Annotated in this window: 17 protein-coding genes and 1 pseudogene; 11 read left to right on the forward strand and 7 right to left on the reverse strand. The window is 36.6% G+C overall.

Annotated elements, in window-relative coordinates:
- The first annotated feature begins 580 nt into the window (after nucleotides 1-580).
- Complete coding sequence (locus MUN88_RS05865) at nucleotides 581-2,302, forward strand: methyl-accepting chemotaxis protein (protein WP_244722047.1); 1,722 nt, start codon at nucleotides 581-583, stop codon at nucleotides 2,300-2,302.
- Nucleotides 2,303-2,402: 100 nt separating this feature from the next.
- Here the strand turns inward: MUN88_RS05865 and MUN88_RS05870 are convergent, their stop codons facing one another.
- From MUN88_RS05870 to MUN88_RS05890, 5 genes are all read right to left on the reverse strand, one after another.
- The gene (locus tag MUN88_RS05870) at nucleotides 2,403-3,587 is read right to left on the reverse strand and encodes a hypothetical protein (protein ID WP_244722048.1); all 1,185 of its coding nucleotides are present in this window, start codon (nucleotides 3,585-3,587) and stop codon (nucleotides 2,403-2,405) included.
- A 289-nt stretch (nucleotides 3,588-3,876) separates the two neighbouring features.
- The gene (locus tag MUN88_RS05875) at nucleotides 3,877-4,317 is read right to left on the reverse strand and encodes a hypothetical protein (RefSeq protein ID WP_244722050.1); all 441 of its coding nucleotides are present in this window, start codon (nucleotides 4,315-4,317) and stop codon (nucleotides 3,877-3,879) included.
- Nucleotides 4,318-4,323: 6 nt separating this feature from the next.
- Nucleotides 4,324-4,680, reverse strand: a complete 357-nt coding sequence (locus MUN88_RS05880; RefSeq protein WP_244722051.1) for a hypothetical protein — start codon at nucleotides 4,678-4,680, stop codon at nucleotides 4,324-4,326.
- 101 nt (nucleotides 4,681-4,781) lie between these two features.
- Nucleotides 4,782-5,774: an L-glyceraldehyde 3-phosphate reductase gene (gene mgrA / locus MUN88_RS05885; protein WP_244722065.1), complete on the reverse strand. Its 993-nt coding sequence runs from the start codon at nucleotides 5,772-5,774 to the stop codon at nucleotides 4,782-4,784.
- Nucleotides 5,775-5,796: 22 nt separating this feature from the next.
- Entirely contained in the window at nucleotides 5,797-6,156 is a 360-nt protein-coding gene (locus MUN88_RS05890; RefSeq protein ID WP_244722068.1) for a Lin0512 family protein, read from the reverse strand.
- 334 nt (nucleotides 6,157-6,490) lie between these two features.
- Between MUN88_RS05890 and MUN88_RS05895 the strand changes: the two genes are divergently transcribed.
- Both MUN88_RS05895 and rlmH read left to right on the forward strand, forming a co-directional pair.
- Entirely contained in the window at nucleotides 6,491-7,852 is a 1,362-nt protein-coding gene (locus MUN88_RS05895; protein ID WP_244722071.1) for an alkaline phosphatase, read from the forward strand.
- Between the two features lie 218 nt (nucleotides 7,853-8,070).
- On the forward strand, nucleotides 8,071-8,550 hold the full coding sequence (gene rlmH, locus MUN88_RS05900; protein WP_244722075.1) for a 23S rRNA (pseudouridine(1915)-N(3))-methyltransferase RlmH: 480 nt from the start codon (nucleotides 8,071-8,073) through the stop codon (nucleotides 8,548-8,550).
- Between the two features lie 648 nt (nucleotides 8,551-9,198).
- Here rlmH and MUN88_RS05905 read toward each other — a convergent pair.
- Nucleotides 9,199-10,203, reverse strand: a pseudogene (locus MUN88_RS05905) (recombinase family protein); the annotation flags it as partial.
- A gap of 74 nt (nucleotides 10,204-10,277) precedes the next feature.
- Nucleotides 10,278-11,792 carry a recombinase family protein gene (locus tag MUN88_RS05910; RefSeq protein WP_244722084.1) on the reverse strand — a complete coding sequence of 505 codons (1,515 nt, stop codon included), beginning with the start codon at nucleotides 11,790-11,792 and terminating at the stop codon, nucleotides 10,278-10,280.
- A 937-nt stretch (nucleotides 11,793-12,729) separates the two neighbouring features.
- Between MUN88_RS05910 and MUN88_RS05915 the strand changes: the two genes are divergently transcribed.
- From MUN88_RS05915 to MUN88_RS05950, 8 genes are all read left to right on the forward strand, one after another.
- Nucleotides 12,730-13,826 (forward strand): IS3 family transposase gene (locus MUN88_RS05915; RefSeq protein WP_244722087.1). Its coding sequence is split into 2 segments (ribosomal slippage): nucleotides 12,730-12,979 and nucleotides 12,979-13,826, totalling 1,098 coding nucleotides; the frame shifts between segments, so codons are not numbered across the junction.
- An 86-nt stretch (nucleotides 13,827-13,912) separates the two neighbouring features.
- Nucleotides 13,913-14,062, forward strand: a complete 150-nt coding sequence (locus MUN88_RS05920) for a hypothetical protein (RefSeq protein ID WP_244722089.1) — start codon at nucleotides 13,913-13,915, stop codon at nucleotides 14,060-14,062.
- Nucleotides 14,063-15,097: 1,035 nt separating this feature from the next.
- Complete coding sequence (locus tag MUN88_RS05925) at nucleotides 15,098-15,583, forward strand: helix-turn-helix domain-containing protein (RefSeq protein WP_244722091.1); 486 nt, start codon at nucleotides 15,098-15,100, stop codon at nucleotides 15,581-15,583.
- A 31-nt stretch (nucleotides 15,584-15,614) separates the two neighbouring features.
- A complete protein-coding gene (locus MUN88_RS05930) occupies nucleotides 15,615-16,559 on the forward strand; it encodes a hypothetical protein (protein ID WP_244722098.1) in 945 nt (314 codons plus the stop codon).
- A 257-nt stretch (nucleotides 16,560-16,816) separates the two neighbouring features.
- On the forward strand, nucleotides 16,817-17,788 hold the full coding sequence (locus MUN88_RS05935; RefSeq protein WP_244722100.1) for a hypothetical protein: 972 nt from the start codon (nucleotides 16,817-16,819) through the stop codon (nucleotides 17,786-17,788).
- Nucleotides 17,789-17,924: 136 nt separating this feature from the next.
- Nucleotides 17,925-18,506, forward strand: coding sequence for a restriction endonuclease subunit S domain-containing protein (locus tag MUN88_RS05940; RefSeq protein WP_244722103.1), 582 nt, complete (start codon nucleotides 17,925-17,927; stop codon nucleotides 18,504-18,506).
- A gap of 11 nt (nucleotides 18,507-18,517) precedes the next feature.
- Nucleotides 18,518-20,047, forward strand: a complete 1,530-nt coding sequence (locus MUN88_RS05945) for a type I restriction-modification system subunit M (RefSeq protein ID WP_244722106.1) — start codon at nucleotides 18,518-18,520, stop codon at nucleotides 20,045-20,047.
- A gap of 9 nt (nucleotides 20,048-20,056) precedes the next feature.
- Nucleotides 20,057-21,316, forward strand: coding sequence for a restriction endonuclease subunit S (locus MUN88_RS05950; protein WP_244722108.1), 1,260 nt, complete (start codon nucleotides 20,057-20,059; stop codon nucleotides 21,314-21,316).
- The last annotated feature ends 12 nt before the right edge of the window (nucleotides 21,317-21,328 follow it).

The following is a 21,328-nucleotide window of genomic DNA, read 5'->3' on the forward strand; positions in this document are numbered from 1 at the left end:
AAAGTATGCAATCTGAGGCAAAGGGAAAAAAGTACAGGTTCAGTGAGAGTAATTATTTAATCGTACTGTGCGGCTCAATCGGACAAAATTGAGAGTGTGAAGAAGGTGATTGTCCGATAGAAGAGCTCAATCGGACAAAAAGAAGGTCGAGAAGGGTTCAAATGTCCGATAGTACAACCCCCACAAGGGCCCAAAACAAACAAAAAATCCGAGGCAAAGTTCCGATAGAATAAACGTCCGTCAGCACAGCATCCGACGATCCTTCGTCATCCTCCATAAAAACACACTCAACTTTATCACACTAATTACTATTAATAAATACTTCCTCAAGTAACTATTGTCCCATACTCATTTATATAATGGAAAGCCCGATAAAAAAACCAAATCATTTGCGTCTTACCCGTCCATTGATGAAAGAAAACCAGCGCCATGATTGGATTTTACCACTTGCAGGAGTCGTGTTTGTTTGGAATGATCGTCAGTAACCGTGTAAAGTTTGTGTTAATTAATCTCCGTATATATTCCTATTCTACAGTCCCTTTTGTACAATGATTATGGGACTATAGAAGGGGGAACGATTGTGTTTAAAAGTAGAAAGCTATCGATGAAGGTTCGAATATTCCTTAGTTTTATGACATTTTTACTATTGTTTTTAGTTAGCAGTGCATGGAGTTTCTTTCATTTTCAAAACATTGAAGTGAGTAACCATGAAATTGATGAAGAGCATCTGCCTATGTTACAAACCGCAACAGACAGTTATAAGCGGATGTATGAGGTACATAATACATTGCAAGAAACAGCATCGACTACAATGTCTGTCTCCGTCAATAATTTTAAGAAAGAGATAGAAGAAGCACTGACATTAATGGAAGAAGATTTATCGGAAATTGACGCCTATATTCAAGACTTGCAACGGCAGGAATTAGAAGATAGTTACAACAATTATCGCCAATCCTGGCAACGGTATCAGGAAGTCGCTAATCGTGTGATTGAAGCTGCTGAAACAAAACAAACAACAGTGGCTCAAGATGAACTATATAAAAGCATTGCATTTTTTGAGCGCTCTGCTCAAGAAATGTCCAATATGCAGCAATCATTAAATCAATATATTGCCGATCAGACAGAGAAGTCGGTTACGATGAGTGAACAAGCGATTCAATCGAATATTATCATTAGCATTATTGCGATTGTTTTGGCGTGTCTTTTAGGCTTTTTCACACAAAATTATATCCGTAAACCAATTATTCATATCGCTGATTATGTGGACCAAATAGCAGATGGTGATTTAACGATGCCATCATTAACACATAAGAGTAAGGATGAGATCGGTCGATTAACAACTAGTATGAATTATTTAAAAGAGTCGATGCAGACCATTTTTTCAACGGTTCATCGATATAGTCAGCAATCGACAGAGACGAGCTACCAACTGTCATCGCAAATGAAAGATACGGTGAATGGAATTGACCAAGTCGCTGATTCTGTCAGTGAATTCGCAGTACAATCTCAATCGCAGCTGTCAGGCATTACAGAATCTACTGATTTGCTTCACCATGTGGACCAAATGCTGGATCAAGTAAAACAATTAACCAACGATATGAACGAATCAAGTGTTGAAGCCAATCGCAAGGCGCAATCTGGTGTAAAGGAAATGGAGAGTATCCAGGCAGGAACGGATGAGATGGATAAAAGCATGCAATCCTCGGTGGAAGAACTGCGCTATCTCGATAAAAAAATGGAAATGATGGATCAGTTCGTCCAAACGATTGATCAAATTGCCGGACAAACGAACCTGTTATCACTGAATGCTCAGGTAGAAGCAGCAAGAGCAGGGGAATCTGGAAAAGGATTTGCCGTTGTTGCTAATGAAGTGCGTCACTTAGCGGATCAATCCAAGCACGCTGCTCAGGAAATCAGTGAAATGATCGCCAGTATTCAAGCTCAAAAAGAAAAAGTAACAGAGCAAATCGGTTCAACGAGAAAACAAGTGCAAGCATCTAAAGTATCCATCCAAGACTCACGCCAGCATTTCCATTACATGTGGGAGGTAACTGAAAAAGTAGAACAACAAAATCAGCAAATCGTACCACTAGCTGAAAAAATGAGCGGAAGACTTAAAGAAGTATTAACCTTCATACTGGAAATGCGAAACACTACAGAGCAATATGTCAGCAACGCTGAATCCTTAGCTGCTGTCTCAGAAGAAATGAACGCATCTGTAGAAGATCTGGATCATGGTCTAGATCGAGTTGCTAAATCAAGCCACGAGCTCCATCAACAAGTTTCGGGCTATCGGGTTTAAGTGATAATGGAATAGGAGGAATGCTTCTCTATGCAGAGAAGGGTTTTCTTTAATGATAAGGACAAGGGTGATAGCCCTTGTCCTGACTTAACATAAAAGTCTATGGATGATGAGGCTCCAACTTGGTGATATACCTGTCTGTGTCTTTATTAGTAATGATTAGTGCAGCATTGCCACACGTTTCCTGTATGCTAGTCCCTTCCAACGGATTATTATCTTCTTGCACCAGCTTATCCCAAATGGTTTCGCCATTCCTGTTTATTTTCGTCACATATAAATCTGAATCGTACATTCCAGCATTAATTGCTTGGTAATTCACGTATCCAGTTAACAAGAAATTGCCGTCACGGGTAAGTTGAATATCGGAAAACGTACTGTTTTTCTGCTCAACTGGCAGTCTTTTTTCCCATAAAAGGTTTGCATCTTGATCAACAGAAAAAACGTAACCATTTATATCGACATTTGGATAATAGTTAACGGATCCATCGTAACCGGCAACGATAATATGGCCATTGTTATCTCTTTCGATTGCACTAATACTGGTATACGCACCTGTCTCATGTTTTAATTCCCACTTCATCGTGCCGTCCGATTGGAAGGAAGCCAAATACGCATCTGCGTCTTCTGTCGACCAGTCTCCTGGCCGCTTAATCCATGTACCGGCAAGCAGCACGCCACCATCTTCATTCGGCAAGAGATCATTTGCCGAATCACGGTAATCGCCCCCAAGCGATTTCGTCCATATGCATTCACCTGATTCATTGAGCTTCATCAGCAGGATATCTTCGTTTTGGGATTGTTGGTTAGATACGGGCAAGGTATTGCTATAGTAATAGCCATCATCTGTTTGGACGAGCTCCCCTTTGGTATTTTTTGAAAGCTTGTCCGATTTGCGCTCCCACAATATCTCACCTGACTTTGATACTTTTAAAAAGTGTATTTTGTTAAATGGAGCATCCTGATTACGCACAAGACCAGCCATAACATAGTCCCCGTTATCGGTTCGGGTGAAAGCATTAAGAGAATCCAGATCAGGATTTGGAACAGATGTCACCGGTTGGACCTCGCCGGAAACACCAGTTTTTTGAATAATTATTTTGTCATCCTCAAGCTTTGCAAAAAGAAAGCCGTTCTTCACTTTTTCCTTTACCGTTCCTGCTTCTTCAAGCGATTTTTGCCATGCCACATCCGGAGCTTCTGATGCAGTTGCGTGAGTAACGTTTAGCCCTGCATGCCAGCACATAAAGAAGAACACTGTCGTCAACACAATTTTAAAAAGTCTCATCCACTATCCCCTTTCCATATATTTACTATACTATTCTCTCAATATTATAAAAAATGGTAAATAGGGATAAAGTGGTTATTTATATTTTACTAATTTATAGAGGGGAAAATAGCTGTACTGGTGTGGCTCTTGGATTAGTCAACGAATATTGAGAAATGTAAAATCAATCTAAGAGTCCTATTCTAATAATCTTTTAGGAGAGGAGAAATAGGCAAAAAAGTACAGTCGATGATAATGTAGTACTACATGTTTCACATGAAACACTCAGATTGTTCCATTATGTCTTGTTTTAATCTAATTTATATCGTTCGTGAGCGAAATAGGAAGATACCATGTTAATATCTCTTAGGCCAAGATTTTTGAGGTTTATATCGAATTCCTGGCCGGTTTTTAGCTGAATGATGAAGGAAGCGCCAATTTGGGTTCCTTTTTCTATATCAGTCAATCTTACTTTTTTTCTGGGGATCACAATACCTCGATGAAGCGATAACGTATCATCGTCGATCCTTACATAATCAATCGAAGTAATTTTAAAGTGAAAAATGGTAAGTACGCTGCTTGCCGCAATAATGAAAAGATATAGAGGGGTAAGTATCAATTCGAAAACACCAAATTCTTCACTTACCATACCCACAAGAATGCCAATATTGAGAATCGCTACAACCGACCATACGATTCCTGCGAGTATCCATACGAAACGACGTTTATATTTTAAATAAATTCGTAACACCTCCCATTAATCAACCAGACCCGAACTAATATATTCATACGTATCGATGTCGGCGTAGATGATCATATTATTCGGAATACTTTTATTCTTCGTAGGAAAATCGAGTACAAAGACTTCTTTTCCAAAGTGTGATGGATCAACAGATTGAACAACCATATACGATTTAAGTGTGACTTTCGAGACCTTGGCATCTTTCCAACTGCCATTAACCCATTGTCTTTGTTCTTCGGAAAGCTGCTTCCATACGATTTCTCGCATATCGGTTTGCTTTGGCTGCTCGGAAGCACTTATGCTAACGTCAGGCTGCGTCGAACATGCCATCAAACAGATCGCAATTATGAAAATGAAAGTTAATTTTCTCATTTTTGCACCAGCTCCTTGTTGTCTTAATAGACGGAAAAGGTAGCAATTTGGTTACGAAAAAAAGGTGCTCATCTTTTGATGATGTGCACCTTTTTTTCGTGTTACTTTAAAATCGTATCAATCGCAGCCAGTTCATCCTCTGTGAAGCTAGGATTATCGAGTGCTTTGATGTTTTCTTCTATTTGACTGACACGACTTGCCCCGATAAGTGCTGATACTACTGATTTTTGCTGCAAAACCCATACGAGCGCCATTTGTGCCAGGCTTTGACCACGGCCGGCAGCGATTTCGTTCAGCGCTTTGATCGTTTGTAATTTATCAGATGAAATATCGTGTTCATTTAAAAATGGAATAAATTCCTTTGCAGCACGTGAATCTTTTGGAATCCCGTTTAAGTATTTATTCGTTAACAGTCCTTGCGCAAGTGGTACGTAAGCGATACAGCCAATTTCATTTTTCTCGAGTACATCGGTTAACCCTGTTTCAATCGTACGATCAAGCATTGAATAAGCGACCTGATGAATGATAAAAGGTGTACCCTGTTCCTTTAAAATGGCGGCTGCCTTCTTTGTTTGTTCTGCACTGTAGTTGGATATTCCAACATATAATGCTTTTCCTTGACGAACTATGAGATCAAGAGCTGCCATTGTTTCCTCCAGCGGTGTCTCAGGATCTGGTCGATGGTGATAAAAAATATCGACATAATCAAGCCCCATTCGCTGCAAGCTCTGGTCAAGACTGGAGACAAGATATTTCTTTGATCCCCAATCGCCGTAAGGACCGTCCCACATTTTGTAACCAGCCTTGGTAGAGATGATCATTTCATCACGATAAGCGGCAAGATCTTGTTTGAGGATACGTCCGAAATTTGCTTCGGCAGCACCTGGTGGTGGTCCGTAATTGTTTGCTAAGTCAAAATGGGTAATGCCTAAATCAAAAGCTTTCATTAACATTTGGCGTTGATTGCTTAACGGATCTTCATCCCCAAAGTTATTCCATAAACCGAACGAGATCGCTGGCAACTTGACACCAGAATTCCCGCAGCGATTATAAGGTATTTGTTGATACCTTTCTGGATCAGCGTTATACGACATGTCCATTCCTCCTCCAATAGGTTCAATAACCAACTTCTACAGCAGCATTGACGATATACATGAGATCGTTCTTATCTTCTTTATCTTCGAGTACAATCCCTGAACTCGTAGCCATACCGCCATCGATAACATCAACCGTTACGGTGCCGTATGGTATTTCTTTTTTGACAAGTTCAATATCCACTTGCTCCTTGTCCATCGGAACCGCAAGTCGAACATTGACCTTCATATTATATAAATCTTGCTCTGGTAAGTACTGTTTAATGCCTGGCATGGAATTGTAATGAATCGCATTTTCTACAGCACGCAGGCATGCCTTGGTTACATTTTGCCCGTGTACATCAATACCGGTACCTGTTTCAATAAAAATAATTTTTTCCATGGAATCGCCTCCAAACGAGTGTTGTCCCTACTATTAGATTACGAGAAAAGTCTAATAAAATCAATTCTGAACAATTCGTGCAAATGTCGAACGATTACAGCGTTTTATCTTTTGCCAGATAGATATTCTTGTAATCCTCATCATTATAATACTTTAATTGGAAATCTAGTATTTAAAGTCTAGTATTTAATGAATATAAATAGAAAAAAGGTCTCTAATCATAGATTTTTAGTATGACTTTTCTTTAATAAACCTTTACTATCCTGTAATTACAACTCAATATTTATCTAGTACATTATTAACTGAAAGAAAATTTAAGAAGGAGCTGATAGATTTGTTGAAGAAAATGGGAGCAGTAGCACTTAGTACAGGTTTGGTTTTGTCCGCTATGAGTATTCCCGTATTTGCAGACAAGCCCGATTTTGCTGGAAAAGGAAACGGAAAGGGGCATGGTCACGGTGGTAAGAAAGTCGATAACGTGATTTACATGATTCCGGATGGCTTTAGTTCGGATTATGCCGGGAATTATCGGATATATAAGGGGGAGGATGCTGTCTGGGATGATCACTTAAAAGGAATGTATACCACTCATTCTGCTAATGCTGATATCACAGATTCTGCAGCTGCTGGTACTGCTATGGCTACAGGTGTCAAAACAAACAATGGTGTCATAGGCCTTGATGCAAAAGGGGAGGAATTGTCCTCCATTCTCGATGCTGCAGAAGACGCTGGAAAATCATCAGGTTTAGTCGCTACTTCAACGATTACACATGCAACCCCTGCTTCATTTGTTGCGAATGTGGAAGATCGTAATAATCAAACAGAAATTGCAAGACAATACATAGCTAGTGAAGTAGATGTTTTACTTGGTGGTGGACAGAACATGTTCTTACCAGAATCAGAAGGTGGTAACCAAGAGGATTTAAACCTTATTGATGAAGCACGTGAATCAGGTTTTACCTACGCACAGTCGAGAGAAGAGTTACTAAAGAGTAAGGATATAGATGTGGCAGATGGAGAGAAATTGCTTGGTCTATTTGCTGAAGATGCACTTGCACCTTCTTTGCATCGTGAGGAAACAGTGGAACCTAGTCTTGCTGAAATGACAGAAGCATCAATTGACATTTTACAAGAGGATAAAGATGGATTCTTCCTTATGGTAGAAGGAAGTCAAATCGACTGGGCAGGACATGCGAATGATGCAGCATGGGCAATGTCTGATGCGGAAGCATTTGAAAAAGCTGTACTAGAGGCGATTGAATTTGCTAAAAAGGACCGAAACACAGTGGTTATTGTTGCTGGTGACCATGATACTGGAGGAATGACAACAGGAACTGGTGCTGCATCTGGGACACATGCAGATATTTTACAAGATGTTTCAGCTACTGGAGACTTCATGGCTACTCAAATTAACGAAGATCGTTCAAATGTTAAAGAAGTAATTGACCAATACACGAATATTAGCTTAACAGAGGAAGAGGTTCAGTCCATTCAAAAAGCAGAGGATGTGGCGCTTGCAATCAATACAGCGGTAAGCAACCACGCAGGAATTGGATGGACCAGTACGAATCATACGGCTGCCGATATACCTGTATATGCCTATGGACCACAAGCGGATAAATTTATCGGGTTTCATGACAATACAGACCTGCCTGAGATTCTTGCGGAGATTTTAAGGATTGAGTTAGATAATTAAGTTTTTGCTAAGAGCTTACCCTGTGGTAGGCTCTTTTGTTTGTCTTCTGCTTCTGCTCATCAAAGTCTATCCCGTCTAGGCAAAAAATTTCTAAAATCAATTGTTGTCATTATGGGACGCTATCTATTGGGATGATAATTTTCCTGAACCTCGTGTAGCAGCACTATTTCTGCTACAATAGGGTAACTAAGAGCTTTTGGAAGGGAAGTAATCTGTACGTGAAAATAACAATTACGGCTGTCGGGAAATTGAAGGAAAAATATTTAAAGCAGGGTATACAGGAGTATATGAAGCGACTGAGCGCCTATGCCAATATCGATATGATTGAAGTACCAGATGAAAAAGCACCAGAAAATATGAGCGAAGCAGAACAAGAAGAGGTTAAGCGAAAAGAGGGCGAGAGAATTTTGTCGAAAATCGCTCCGGATGCTTACGTTATTTCCCTGGAAATAAAGGGCCAAATGGTGACCTCTGAGAAATTTGCCGAAAAAATAGAGCAGTTAATGATACATGGCAAAAGCAAGATCGTTTTTGTGATTGGTGGATCGCTTGGGTTGAGCCAGGACGTGATGAATCGCAGTGATTATGCGCTGTCTTTTTCGAAGATGACGTTTCCTCATCAGTTGATGCGGCTGGTGCTGGTGGAGCAGGTTTATCGGGGGTTTCGGATAATAAAAGGGGAACCGTATCATAAATAGAGGCAAAAAAAGTTGAAGATATGGAGGTGCTTTCTCAGGAGAACCAGGTAAATTCTTATCACTATATTCATTATTTGTGTCCATATATAGTAAGTGAAGAAGTGTGAATGTTTGCGAGATATTCACTTCTGAAAAATCAATAAGAAGTTCTATTTGATCTACATGTCGAGATCGATTTTTAGATTGCTTTAATGAAATGGTATTTATCAAAAGTTGAAAAAGCTGTTTTTTCTTCTCTCTGGTTGAGTGATTAAACACCTCCACGTATTTTTCTAACAAGACTTTTATCAAAGAAGCTGAGATAACTTTGGAATCAGATGAACTCATATAATGATTGATTTCTTTGATTCTTTGCTCTATGTCAGCTTTTTGATTGGAAACCTTCTGTAACCTTTCTTGCAAGATTGATATGGGGAAGAGATTTTGTTCAAATGCTTCCATATATTTTTCTTGCAAGGAGTTAATCTCTAAAAGCTGTTCTTCCAATTGTTCCAACTCATTTTTACGTTGAAGATTCGATTGAACAGATTGATTGTTTATTGCATCGATTGTACGTGTGAATACTATATCATTATCTAAAAATGCTATTATACGCTCAATGACAGCATCCTCGGCAGTATAGGCTTTGGTAGAATTAGCCCGACATACTTTTGACCCTTTATTATGGAAAGCACCACATACATAATAGCGGTGTTTTCGCTTGCTTCCATCTTTACGTGTTGACGTTGTAATGCCTGGAACCATTCCTTTACCACATTCAGGACAACGTAAAATACCATTTAACAGGAAAGGTTCATGGGATTGTCGTTGCTTAAAAGATTTACTTTTTCTTCTTGCTTGAACAACACTCCACAATTCCTGCGAAATGATTGGTTGATGCCTTCCATCCACTAAAAGGGGATTTGGATTTTTTCCTTTCCGACGTTGAGTATCCCAATTTTCAACTTGTAACCATCTAATTTTTCCTATATAGACGTGGTTATCAAGAATTGTGGCTATCCCATTGATTGAAAAATGTTTTCCACGCTTTGTAAGATACCCTGATTTGTTGATGTGGTTTGCTATAGCTTTTAGACCCTTTCCTTCTGCATACAATGTGAAGATGAGCTGAACGATTTTTGCTTCTTCCTCGTTAATTAAAAGTTCTTTTTTAATCGAATCGTAACCTAATATGATACCGCCGTTCCATAACCCTTCTCTTGCCCTTTGAGTCATGCCAAGTTTCACATTTTCAGAAAGTGTGTTTCTCTCCATTTCAGCGATGGATGCCATAAGCTGTACAACTAACCGCCCTATGGGACTCCCTGTATCAAAGTTTTCCGAATATGATATGAATTTAATGCTGTTCTTTTCAAACTGATCTAATAGGACAAGGGTATCTAACATATTGCGTGAAAGTCGAGATATCTTCCATACGAGTACAGCTTGAAATTTACCTTTTGGAACATCAGATACAAGTCTCTGCATTGCTGGTCGACCTTTAATATTCTTACCGCTTATACCTTCATCAACATATTCTTCTACTACAGTCATGTCATACATATCCGCATACTGACGCAGTGTATGTAACTGTGCAGATATGCTATAACCTTCAGTGGATTGTTCTTCGGTGCTGACACGACAGTAAATAGCCACATTTTTAACTTGGTTCATTGAATACCTCCTTTATAAATATTTTACAATGGACACAAAAAAAGAGAAAGGGTGTTCGCCTCTCTCAAATAGGTTTAAGCTATTAACTTTGAAAGTTCTTCTAATTCAAAGTGGTAAGTGATTTTGTTTATAATTCTTTTAGTTCTAATCTTACCTTTTGGAATTTCTTTCACATCGATACGTTCTATATATTCTCTGAGAAATTCTTTTTGCTTTATATCATCCAAGGAGTAAAAGAACTTTTCAAAGGCGTCTGTAATGTTTCTAACCATGGATTCTATTTGATTGCCACTTTCTATCTCTATTTTTGATGTTAAAAGATCCAACATACTACTTAACGATTGTTCTTCCTCATCTAAACGTTTCATTTGCTGACCAAGAGCTTCTTCACTAATTATTTTTTTTGCAAACAAGTCGAATAGCTCATTTTTACGCTTCAAAATGCTTTTAAGGTCTTTTTTAATCAATTTTTTCTGTTCTTTCTTAGGAACTAAGTCAAGTTGAAGCTGAGTAGTTATTTTCAATTGGAGGTGTTGTGGGGTTTGACTGGATCTAAATACAGAGGAAAGTTCTTTGATTACATATTCTTCTGCTTCCCGTTTATTTACTAAGTTTGACTTGCATAGACCGTTGTTTTTATTCTGACTACATTGATAATAGACATACTTTCCACCTTTAGATGATTTGTGTTGAACCATTGAAGCGTTACAATCAGGGCATTTTAAAAGTCCTGATAAGAAATAGTTCCCCTTATGAATTTTCACAGGAGTATAACTTTTTTCATCAAATATCATTTGAGCTTTCATCCATTGCTCTTCGCTAATGATTGCATTGTGTTTTCCTTTGCTCATAATAGTATCTCCGCTTTTCTCTCTCCAACGTATATATCCTGCATAAAGGGGATTTGTAACGATAATACGAATACCTTGTTTATCCCAAACTCTACTTGTCCTACTCTCTGTATATTGATTATTTAAAAAACGGGCAATTTTATAATATCCCCATCTCTCATTAATATAGCGGTCAAAGATAAATCGGATAATCTTAGCTTCTTCTTCATTTATCTCAAGTGTTTTATTTGGAGTTGAATTATATCCAAATACCTTTCCACCATTGTAATAACCTTCTTCCGCACGCTTTCTCATTCCGTTTTTACAGTTAAATACTATATTTCTCCGCTCATTTTCAGCCCACATAAATAACATTTGAAGCATCATGATACTGCTTTCATTTTCAGTATTTAGCCTTTCAGCAATACTTATTAAATATATTCCATGTTTGTTTAGCAAATTAAACGCATTCATAGCATCCAATAAATTACGGGCAAATCGATCAGCCTTCCAAACAATCACATATATTTTTTCGTTTTTTTCTTCCTTGGATTTAGAAATTGCATAACGTAGCATTTCTCTAAATACTTCTCTTTCTTCGATTGATGAACCAGAGCCTGAACCTTCGTTGAAAATAATGGGTTTAGGGAATTTATTGACATTGCAGTACCCGTTAATTTCATCATCTTGAAAATCAAGAGAATAGCCATCCAATTGTATATCGGTGCTAACACGAATATATCCAATTGTAATCGCCATTTTAACCCACGATCCTTTCAGGTTCAGTTTGAAGTGCTTTTTTATTAGTCTCAATTATTAAGTCCACAAACAGATTAATAAAGTTATTGGCATGTGTTCTTTTAGAATCATTCTCATTAATTATTAGGTCTTCAAAGAGGTTATCAGTATATAAATCAAGTTTCTTTTCCGTGGGGGGATATCCTTTCTATAGTGGAGTATGTTTCGAGGAAGAGCCAAGCTCTTGTGTTTTATAGTATAAGGAGATCTGAAAAAATGTCTATAGGTTTTGTGTTCTATGGGAACGTGCGTTCTTTTTTGTTCATGTAAAGAAGGTATTGATGTATAAAAAGAAGAATATAGTAGTGAGTTGTGTTGCTTATCAAATCATATAATCCCTTATAAGGGAGTGATTCAATGAAAAATAAGGGTAGGTTTAATCCCACAAATCAGATAACCCGTCTGTCTGAACAAGCTAAGTACAAATCCAAGATATCAAAAATGAATAGGGAGGCATTGAAGAAAATAAGGGCATACAAGGATATGCTTGGAGGCTGATATTATAAAAGGGGAGTGGAGGCATCAATATGAAACCTTCTGATTGTAAACTTTCTATAAAAGCGAAGAGGTCAGAATTGACCACTCATGTACCAGAATCAGTGTTGAAGAAATCAAAAATTTCACGAATGAATAGAGAAGCTCTCAAACGTATTCGTGCTTTCAAGGGTATGTTTGGATAGGAGAATGTAAGCGAATTAGTTTTTTTATAAAGAGCAAGGAGTTGATTATATGAGCAAACAAATTATGAAATATAAACGTCATGACCGCATATCACATAATATAGATAGCGAGTATGACATTGTATTTGATAAATGGATAGGTTACACTTAGTTGGACAAATTCGTTAAGGTCATATAGACTTAGTTAATTAAAATTAATTCGGTGAGGAGAAATCATTATGGCCAAACGAGAAAGAAGAAGTTTTTCCAAAGAATTTAAAGAACAAATTGCTCAGTTATATGCTTCTGGAAAGCCCCGTTCTGAAATTATTAAAGAATACGAGCTGACGCCATCTACCTTTGATAAGTGGGTTCACCAACATAAATCAACTGGATCGTTTGAAGAGAAGGACAATAGATCGCCAGAACAGGAAGAGTTAATCAGGCTTCGGAAAGAGAATCAAAAACTTTCAATGGAAAATGATATTTTAAAGCAAGCCGCGCTGATCATGGGACGAAAGTAGAGGTGATTCGTAATAACAGTCACAAATACTCGGTATCAGCAATGTGCACCGTCCTACAAATCTCTAGAAGTACGTATTATTACGAAGCAAAAATCCGAGATAATCAGAATGAAGAGTTAACAGCTTTAATTGTTGAAATCTTTAAAAACAGTCGCAATATATACGGTCAGAGAAAAATCAAAAAGGAACTCCTAAAGCTAGGATGGAAGGTCTCACGTCGCCGAATAATGAAAGAGCAAGGACTCGTTTCTAAGTACACAGTAGCTCAATTTAAGCCTAGAAAAACAACAGTTAATGAATCTGAAGTTGGAAATACACTTAATAGAGAATTCAATCCAGATAAAGAATTAAAAGTAGTTGTGAGTGATTTAACATACGTTCGAGTAAACCAAAAATGGCACTACATCTGTGTTTTAATAGACTTATATAATCGTGAAATTATTGGCTACAGCGCTGGTCCTAATAAGAGTGCTGAGCTAGTTCACCGTGCCTTTTCGACAGTGAAGTATAATCTAAATCGCCTCGAATTATTCCATACTGACCGAGGAAGCGAGTTTAAAAATAAACTGATAGATGAAGCATTAGAAACGTTTAGTATTGAAAGATCGCTAAGCGAAAAAGGAACACCCTATGATAATGCCGTTGCCGAGGCAACGTTTAAAACGATTAAGACAGAATTCGCTAGTGGCAGCGTTTTTACTAGTCAACAAGAACTTGATCTTGAATTATTTGATTATGTGAATTGGTTTAATAATATTCGTATTCATGGATCTTTAGATTATTTAACACCAGCTGAATACAAACAAGAATAGACCTTTAAAAATTTGTTCAGTTTAGTGTTGACATTCCAAAATGCACACCTGAAATTAATGGAGTAAAGCAAAAGGATGTACAACTTTTGATGAGATATACCAAAAATGGACACACCATCAACAATGCTCCTGCTTTTAATGAAATAGATATGATGAAAGCCATTGTAAAGTTATATGAAAGTGATCTTATTTCGGATAATGCAAAAGACGTACTAAGACAAGGGATTCGTAAATAAATTTTTAATTGTATGACATTCCACATATCAGGAGGACATAAATGAAACACATCACTCACTCCCTAAACCAATTATTGAATAATTTAACCGACGCTTAGAGTAGCCCTCTGGGCGTTTTTTAATACAGTTATCTTGGCAACTGTATTTGTATCATGAATATTTTGGTAGAGGGGATTGAGAGGAAGAACATCAATCAATTAGCAGTGAATAAATAAATTATTTAGGAAGGTGAAATGATGAGACTTGTTTATGATCAGTGGGAGGTATTAGATACTTGTCCTATATGTAACATAGGTAAAGTACATTATCGTTATGAGATTGCTCCGCAAGAACAAGGGTTGGCTGAATGGGCTGAATGTGATCGTTTGGAATGTCATACGATTTTTGATGTGATTTACCCACAATATAGCCATACTCTTACCAATAGAATGATAGTCTTATATAAGGAAAAATAGATTGAAGTAATCAGTTGTCTATCTGTTGAGTAGATAACTATTATCTATATTATTAAACCGTTAAAAGGAAGCATTCAATCCTAATTGAGTGCTTCCTTTTATTTATAAATAACATCACAAAACTAAAAAAACGACCCTAATGGTCGTCTTCTTAGGATTACCTCAAGCTCGGCAAAGGTAATCATGAGTGATCGTTCTCGATCTCGATAGTATTTCGTGAACCAAGCCAATAAAGCTCAGTTCCAGAGAGGATTGATATTACCAGTATCATCACTCTCTTATTTAACATTATAACCTACTTTACATATTGCTTAACTTCTATTCTCTTTAGGCAAACAAAAGTTTTTTATTCTTTCTATGCAAGGTGAATTTTACAGGAACATATGTACGATATGATATATAAACAATGTCACCAAGAGTGTTGCTTATGGTCATCTAAGAATTTGGAGATTGCAGAAGGTTTTTTGTGTGGTGGAATTATATCTTGCTTGCTGAAATCTAAAATATGGAGAAACGAATATAAATGGATTCGCTATTGCGGAATTTCACAAGGAAGAAAATACAAAGGAGTGTGTAATGAATGGGAAAACACAAGGAAAGAAACATGGTCTACGGAAGGGAGATTTCATCGAAATTTGCAGTAGCTATCAGAGAGAAAAGAAAACAGCTCGGTTTGTCTCTTGAGGAAGTAAGTGAGCAATCACCATCCTCACCAAGCCCAAGCTATATTAGTAGGTTAGAGCGATATGAACGAAGAAATCCAACTTTTAGTCTCATGGTGGATCTTGCAAATTGTTTGGGGATGGACTTAAATTCCTTGTTCAGGCTATCTATCAATATAGAGGATAAAGGTGAAGATGTGGTGGATTTATTTCAAAATAACAGTTTTTCTATTGAAGGTGAAATAGTTAATTCCATGGAAATTCGGGCAAAGTTAATGGAAATTGTGAGAACTATCATTTATGAAATGAATGTAAATGTCAGTTACAAAGATGCGTTAAATTTGTTAGAAAAAATCAGAGAGTTTCACCAGGAAAAAGAAGAAATGATGAAAGAAGGGGTGTAATGCCTCTTCTTTTTCAAAAGGAGAGGATTGTATGAGTAGAAATGGTTCGAAAAAGGAGTTTCTCTTTTCGTTTATCCTCAAGAATTATCCACACTTGCTTGAATCAGCTTTGAAAAGAGAATACTTCCATAAGGAACTGGAGAAATACTATTTAGGCCAGTACATCGATATGTATGGAATAGATAAAAATAATTCTATTCAAATATACGGAGAGAATCAGCTTGGGGAGAGCGATAGAGTTCACTTTGACAAGGTGATGAAATTGTTATCCTTTAATCAAGGAATCGTATTTTGGGTAGCAGAAAGTTTCAATGACTATTATTTGGATGAACTCTATCTGTATTTGAACTTCAAAGTAGCAAAACCTATTAACTTCTATGCAATCACATATGACAGCACTTATATCTCCTTCCTGAAAAAGTTGAACAGCATGTCAGAAAAAGAAGCATGGCAACTAATAGAGACTGGGAACTATCTCCCAAAGTTATCACTCTATGATTCGATAGAAATTATTCCAACAGGTTTTGTAGGTAACGGTGTTGTAGAAGAAAATTACGATATGGTTACTCCAAAGGGGAAAAATAAATACCTGTTAGATAAACTTCGAGAAGCATTTCCATATATGCACAACTTGTTTCGAGGTAAGAATATTGATGGTCGGGAGTTGGTGATTGGAGCTGGCAAAAAGGACATCTCGTATTCATTTTCTTTGGATGATCAACAGGGTAGAGCATATGTGAAAATCAAATCTAATAGCTCTTATTCGAACGAACTTATTAAAAGGGTTCGAGAAGCATTTCGTATTTCAGAAGAGCTTCAAAATATTGATTTCCGATATAATGAAAGTCAAATTGTTCATTATGTAGATACTGCTCAGGGTTTGGAATCCAAAGTGGCACATTTGGTTAGAAGGTTTGGTGACTTAGTAAGCGTAGCAGATCCTATACTGAAAGAAAAAGTTGAATATATATCTTGATAAGAGAGACTTCGTTATTGAACGGGGTCTTTTTTCTGTCTGTAAAGTTGTATTTTCCCCGAATAGAAATAAAACAATAATAGCTCAGTCATTGTTCGACAGCTTTACGGTTTTGAAAAGTAGACAAGGACTCTATAGTAATGATGAAAGGAAAATAAATATAGTCGGGTTGGGAGAATAAAGGAGAGCTTAATCCCTTATTACTCTTGGTATAAGAACCTACCAAGTCTGCTATAAAAAACAAGGAGGAATAATAAATGATTCATACGATGAAGATGTATCTACCAATTCACTATCAAGATGTACAAGAATTGAACAAGCGTTTCGATATAAAATCATTTGAAGTGAATAAATTTTTTGAAGGGAAATTCCCAGGAGTAACTATGAGTCTATCTGCAATGGGGAAAGGTAAGTGGAAACTATCCATGTTTATCGATGTGATTGAATTGCTGAACAAACCTGATATTACAGAATCGGACTACCCTAATATAGAAAAGAAAATCAGAGGAATCCTCGTCTATCTTTTCTTACATTCATCAGCTTATAATGAGCATGTATTGCAACGAATTGATTTTAGATATGATGTGTGTGTCAATAATCCAGCAATTAGACAGCTATTACTGGATATATACAAAAAAACTACAAGGATGTATAAACGGCAAAATAAAATTATTGGTTATATAGAAAAGGAAACGAAGAAATATACACCTTATGAAACTACAGTAGATCACACATCTGGATCAGTTAAATCAACCGTTTATCTAAAGAATGAGGAGAGAATTGCTAAGGGAGAATTTCCTAAGCATTATGAAAAGGATATCATTCGGTTTGAAATCCAGCTAAAGGAAAATCACATGTATGACCAAGAAAGATATGGGCATCGTCCTCGCAAGTTATGGGCATACACGAAAGATGACTTGTACCGAGAATATTTTAATGATCGAATATTTCCGATCTTCTTTACAGGTGATTTTTACAAAATTGATCTGGCAAGAAAGATAATATATGACTCTGCACTATCGTCTTCTTTCAAGCGAAAACTTGTTCAATTCCTCAAAAAGGTAAGCTCTTTTGATGTTTCAACCCCCTTGAAAAACATGTCTAAAAAGACTCTCAATAATCGTTTAGAAATGCTCGAAAACCTTGGAGTTAATCCTATTCTTATCCCCAAAAACCACCCTAACTCCCCCTCCCATATAAAAAATCCATTACAAGATTTTCCTTGCTGATAAATAGCTCTCATAATGAGGGCTATTTTTTGGATAAAATTTCAAAGAAAAGGTTGATTTAGTTTTGGAAAAGTCATATACTCTATTTAACACATAGAAAGTCAAATATAAGATTTGACATTTGAGGAGGTGTGAAATGCAACTTGGAGATATTGCAAAGATAAAAACAGGCCTGGTGTTAAGTCGAAAAAAGGCGAATGCTGAATATGATGCAAAAGCTAAATATAACCTACTTACTCTTAGGAATATATCGGAGGATGGCATCATCCATAATGAGTCATTTGAGGTATTTGTTAGTAAAGATGAATTAGACAATCATTATTTTACTGAGGAAGGTGATGTCTTAATGCGGTTAAGTCATCCCCATACATCTGTTTATATTGATAAGCAACATCGTGGCTTATTAGTTCCATCATACTTTGCCATTATAAAAGCAGATCAAACTGAATTTCTACCAGAGTATGTGGCTTGGTATTTAAATTCATCTGAGGTAAAAAAGGAGTTGGAACGTTCACAAGCAGGAAGTCGTATTCCAAGTACAAATAAAAATGTTCTAAAAACCCTTCCTGTTGCTAAGACAACCTTATCAAAACAAAAGGCATTGATTGAACTTCTAATGCTTCACCAAAAAGAGAAAACACTCTACAAGATGCTGATAGAAGAAAAAGAGTTATGGTTTAAAGGAATATCAAATCAAATATTAAAGGAATCATTTTAGGAGGAAAACAAATGGAAGAGAAAGTGACGCAACAACAAATCAATGGTGTGCTATGGCAAGCGGCCGACACATTCCGAGGAAAAATAGATTCAAGTACATACAAGGACTACATCTTAACGATGTTGTTCATTAAGTATTTAAGTGATTCATACAAAGAACACTTGGAGGAATATACAAAACGATATGATGGTGATGAACAACGTATTCAACGGGCTTTGTCCAGAGAACGATTTGTCTTAGATGAACATTCCACCTTTGATTACCTGTATAGTAAGCGAAATGATTCTGAAATTGGAGAAATCATAAATAAAGCATTAGAACGATTAGAAAATGAGAATACAGGAAAACTTCGTGGAGTATTTAGGAACATTGATTTTAATAGTGAGTCCATACTTGGAAAAGCAAAAGAAAGAAATGCCATCCTACGTTCGCTGTTAGAGGACTTTAATAAACTTACTTTAAAACCATCTGTTGTTGGTGGTGAAGATGTTATTGGAGATGCATACCAATATATGATCGAAAGATTTGCGTCAGATGCTGGAAAAAAAGGTGGGGAGTTCTATACACCTGGCATGGCATCAGAACTATTAGCACGCCTTGTGAAACCACAAGAGAACGACCGTATTTATGATCCAACCTGTGGTTCTGGTTCATTACTGATAAGGGTTGCAAATCAAGTGTCAAATAATAAAGTAGCGATATACGGACAAGAAAGGAACGGAGCTACACAATCATTAGCACTTATGAATATGTACTTGCATGGCATTGATGATGCAAAAATCGAATGGGGAGATACATTATCAAATCCCCTACATTTGGAAGAGGGTAAATTAATGAAGTTCCAAGCTATAGTAGCGAATCCTCCTTTTTCATTGGATAAATGGGCGATTGGATTTGCAGGTGAAGGAACAAACGATAAAAAGTTTAAAATGGAAGCAGGACTTGATCCACATAGACGTTTTGAATGGGGAGTCGCTCCAAGTTCAAAAGGTGACTATGCATTTGTACAACACATGCTTTACTCATTAGCCGAAAATGGTAGAATGGCAACTATTTTGCCTCATGGAGTTCTTTTTAGAGGAGCAAATGAAAAGAAAATCCGTCAGCAAATAATTGAAATGAATTTACTCGATGCTGTAATCGGCTTACCAGAAGGGCTATTTTTCGGTACAGGAATCCCTGCATGTATCATGGTTTTCAAAAAAAATCGTAAAAGAAAAGATGTCTTGTTCATCGATGCTTCTATGGAAGGAAATTACGAAAAAGGTAAAAACCAAAATAAATTAAGAGAACAAGATCTTGAAAAAATTGTAAATATCTATGAGAAAAGAGAAAAGGCAGAAAAATATTCTTCTGTAGCAACATTAGACGAAATTAAAGAAAATGACTATAACTTAAATATTCCACGCTATGTCGATACCTTTGAAGAAGAAGAGGTGGTGGATATGAATGTGGTGAAAGAAAATATTGTAAAAATTAAGAAAGAGCTTCAAGAAGTGGATGCACAGATGGAACAATATTTAAAAGAGCTTGGATTGTAGGTGATTGATATGAAGCAGATACACCAAAGGAACAAAAATATAGATAAAGGTATAGGTATATTACCCGAAAAATGGCGTGTAGTAGAGTTAAGTGAATTTATACGATTATTAAATGCAGGGGTGAGTGTTAACTCTGAGGATCGCCCCGCAAATCATAACCAGTATGGAGTTTTAAAAACAAGTGCTGTTAGTAACGGTGTCTTTTATCCAAGTGAAAATAAAATAATTAAAGAAGATGAAATTACACGTGCCAAGTTAAATCCGATTAAAGGTGCAATAATTATTAGTCGGATGAATACCCCAGAACTTGTAGGTGAAATTGGATATGTTGACAAAACTTATAAAAACCTTTTTCTTCCAGATAGATTATGGCAAACCGAATATAACGAAAAAATTTCAGGTAAGTGGTTAGCGAGCCTATTAACTTTATGGGAGTTTAAGAAACAATTAAAAAATATTGCAACTGGAACAAGTGGCAGTATGAAAAACATATCAAAAAAAGCATTTTTGTCTCTTAAAGTTCCTTATCCTCCATATGAAGAACAACAGAAAATAGCCAAGATTCTATTAACCTGGGACAAATCTGTGGAACTAAAAGAAAAGCTAATTGAACAAAAAAAGGAACAAAAAAAGGGGTTAATGCAGAAGTTATTAACAGGCAAAACAAGATTTCCTGACTATACGGAAAATTGGAGCAAAGTAAGACTTGGGGAGTTGATAAAAGAAGCGAATGAAAAAAGCACTGTAAATAATCAACACCAAGTATTGTCAGTAACAAAAAATGGAATTATGTCACAGAATAAACATTTTAAAAAGCAAGTTGCAAGTGAAAATAACGTGGGTTATAAAGTTATAAGGAAAAACAACTTGGTGTTTAGTGCAATGAACTTATGGATGGGTAGTTTAGATGTACTAACAACGTTTGAAGTGGGCATTGTCTCACCTGCTTATAAGGTCTTTGAATTTCACACTGATAAAATCAATCCAGAATTTGCAAAGTACTTCATGAAAACAGAGTATATGATTTGGTTATACAAAATGAATTCTGAACAGGGTGCAAGCATAGTACGCAGAAATCTCGACCTTAAGGGTCTATTAAATACTTATGTGAAAATTCCAGCGATAAAAGAACAGAAAGAAATTGCAAATATTTTATTAAGTTCTGATAAAGAAATAAATTTCCTTGAAAAGGAAATTGAAGAACTGAATAAGCAAAAAAAAGGTCTCATGCAATTACTTTTAACAGGGCAAATTCGAGTGAAAGTGTAATGACTCTATAAG

Source organism: Gracilibacillus caseinilyticus (assembly GCF_022919115.1).
GTDB lineage: Bacteria > Bacillota > Bacilli > Bacillales > Amphibacillaceae > Gracilibacillus > Gracilibacillus caseinilyticus.

Excerpts from the sequence above, each read along its gene's own strand:
- MUN88_RS05930 (WP_244722098.1), top strand. The coding sequence starts at position 15,615 with ATGAGTAGAAATGGTTCGAAAAAGGAGTTTCTCTTTTCGTTTATCCTC.
- MUN88_RS05935 (WP_244722100.1), top strand. The coding sequence starts at position 16,817 with ATGATTCATACGATGAAGATGTATCTACCAATTCACTATCAAGATGTA.
- MUN88_RS05880 (WP_244722051.1), bottom strand. The coding sequence starts at position 4,680 with ATGAGAAAATTAACTTTCATTTTCATAATTGCGATCTGTTTGATGGCA.
- MUN88_RS05890 (WP_244722068.1), bottom strand. The coding sequence starts at position 6,156 with ATGGAAAAAATTATTTTTATTGAAACAGGTACCGGTATTGATGTACAC.
- MUN88_RS05910 (WP_244722084.1), bottom strand. The coding sequence starts at position 11,792 with ATGGCGATTACAATTGGATATATTCGTGTTAGCACCGATATACAATTG.
- MUN88_RS05950 (WP_244722108.1), top strand. The coding sequence starts at position 20,057 with ATGAAGCAGATACACCAAAGGAACAAAAATATAGATAAAGGTATAGGT.
- mgrA (WP_244722065.1), bottom strand. The coding sequence starts at position 5,774 with ATGTCGTATAACGCTGATCCAGAAAGGTATCAACAAATACCTTATAAT.
- MUN88_RS05940 (WP_244722103.1), top strand. The coding sequence starts at position 17,925 with ATGCAACTTGGAGATATTGCAAAGATAAAAACAGGCCTGGTGTTAAGT.
- MUN88_RS05945 (WP_244722106.1), top strand. The coding sequence starts at position 18,518 with ATGGAAGAGAAAGTGACGCAACAACAAATCAATGGTGTGCTATGGCAA.
- MUN88_RS05870 (WP_244722048.1), bottom strand. The coding sequence starts at position 3,587 with ATGAGACTTTTTAAAATTGTGTTGACGACAGTGTTCTTCTTTATGTGC.
- MUN88_RS05925 (WP_244722091.1), top strand. The coding sequence starts at position 15,098 with ATGGGAAAACACAAGGAAAGAAACATGGTCTACGGAAGGGAGATTTCA.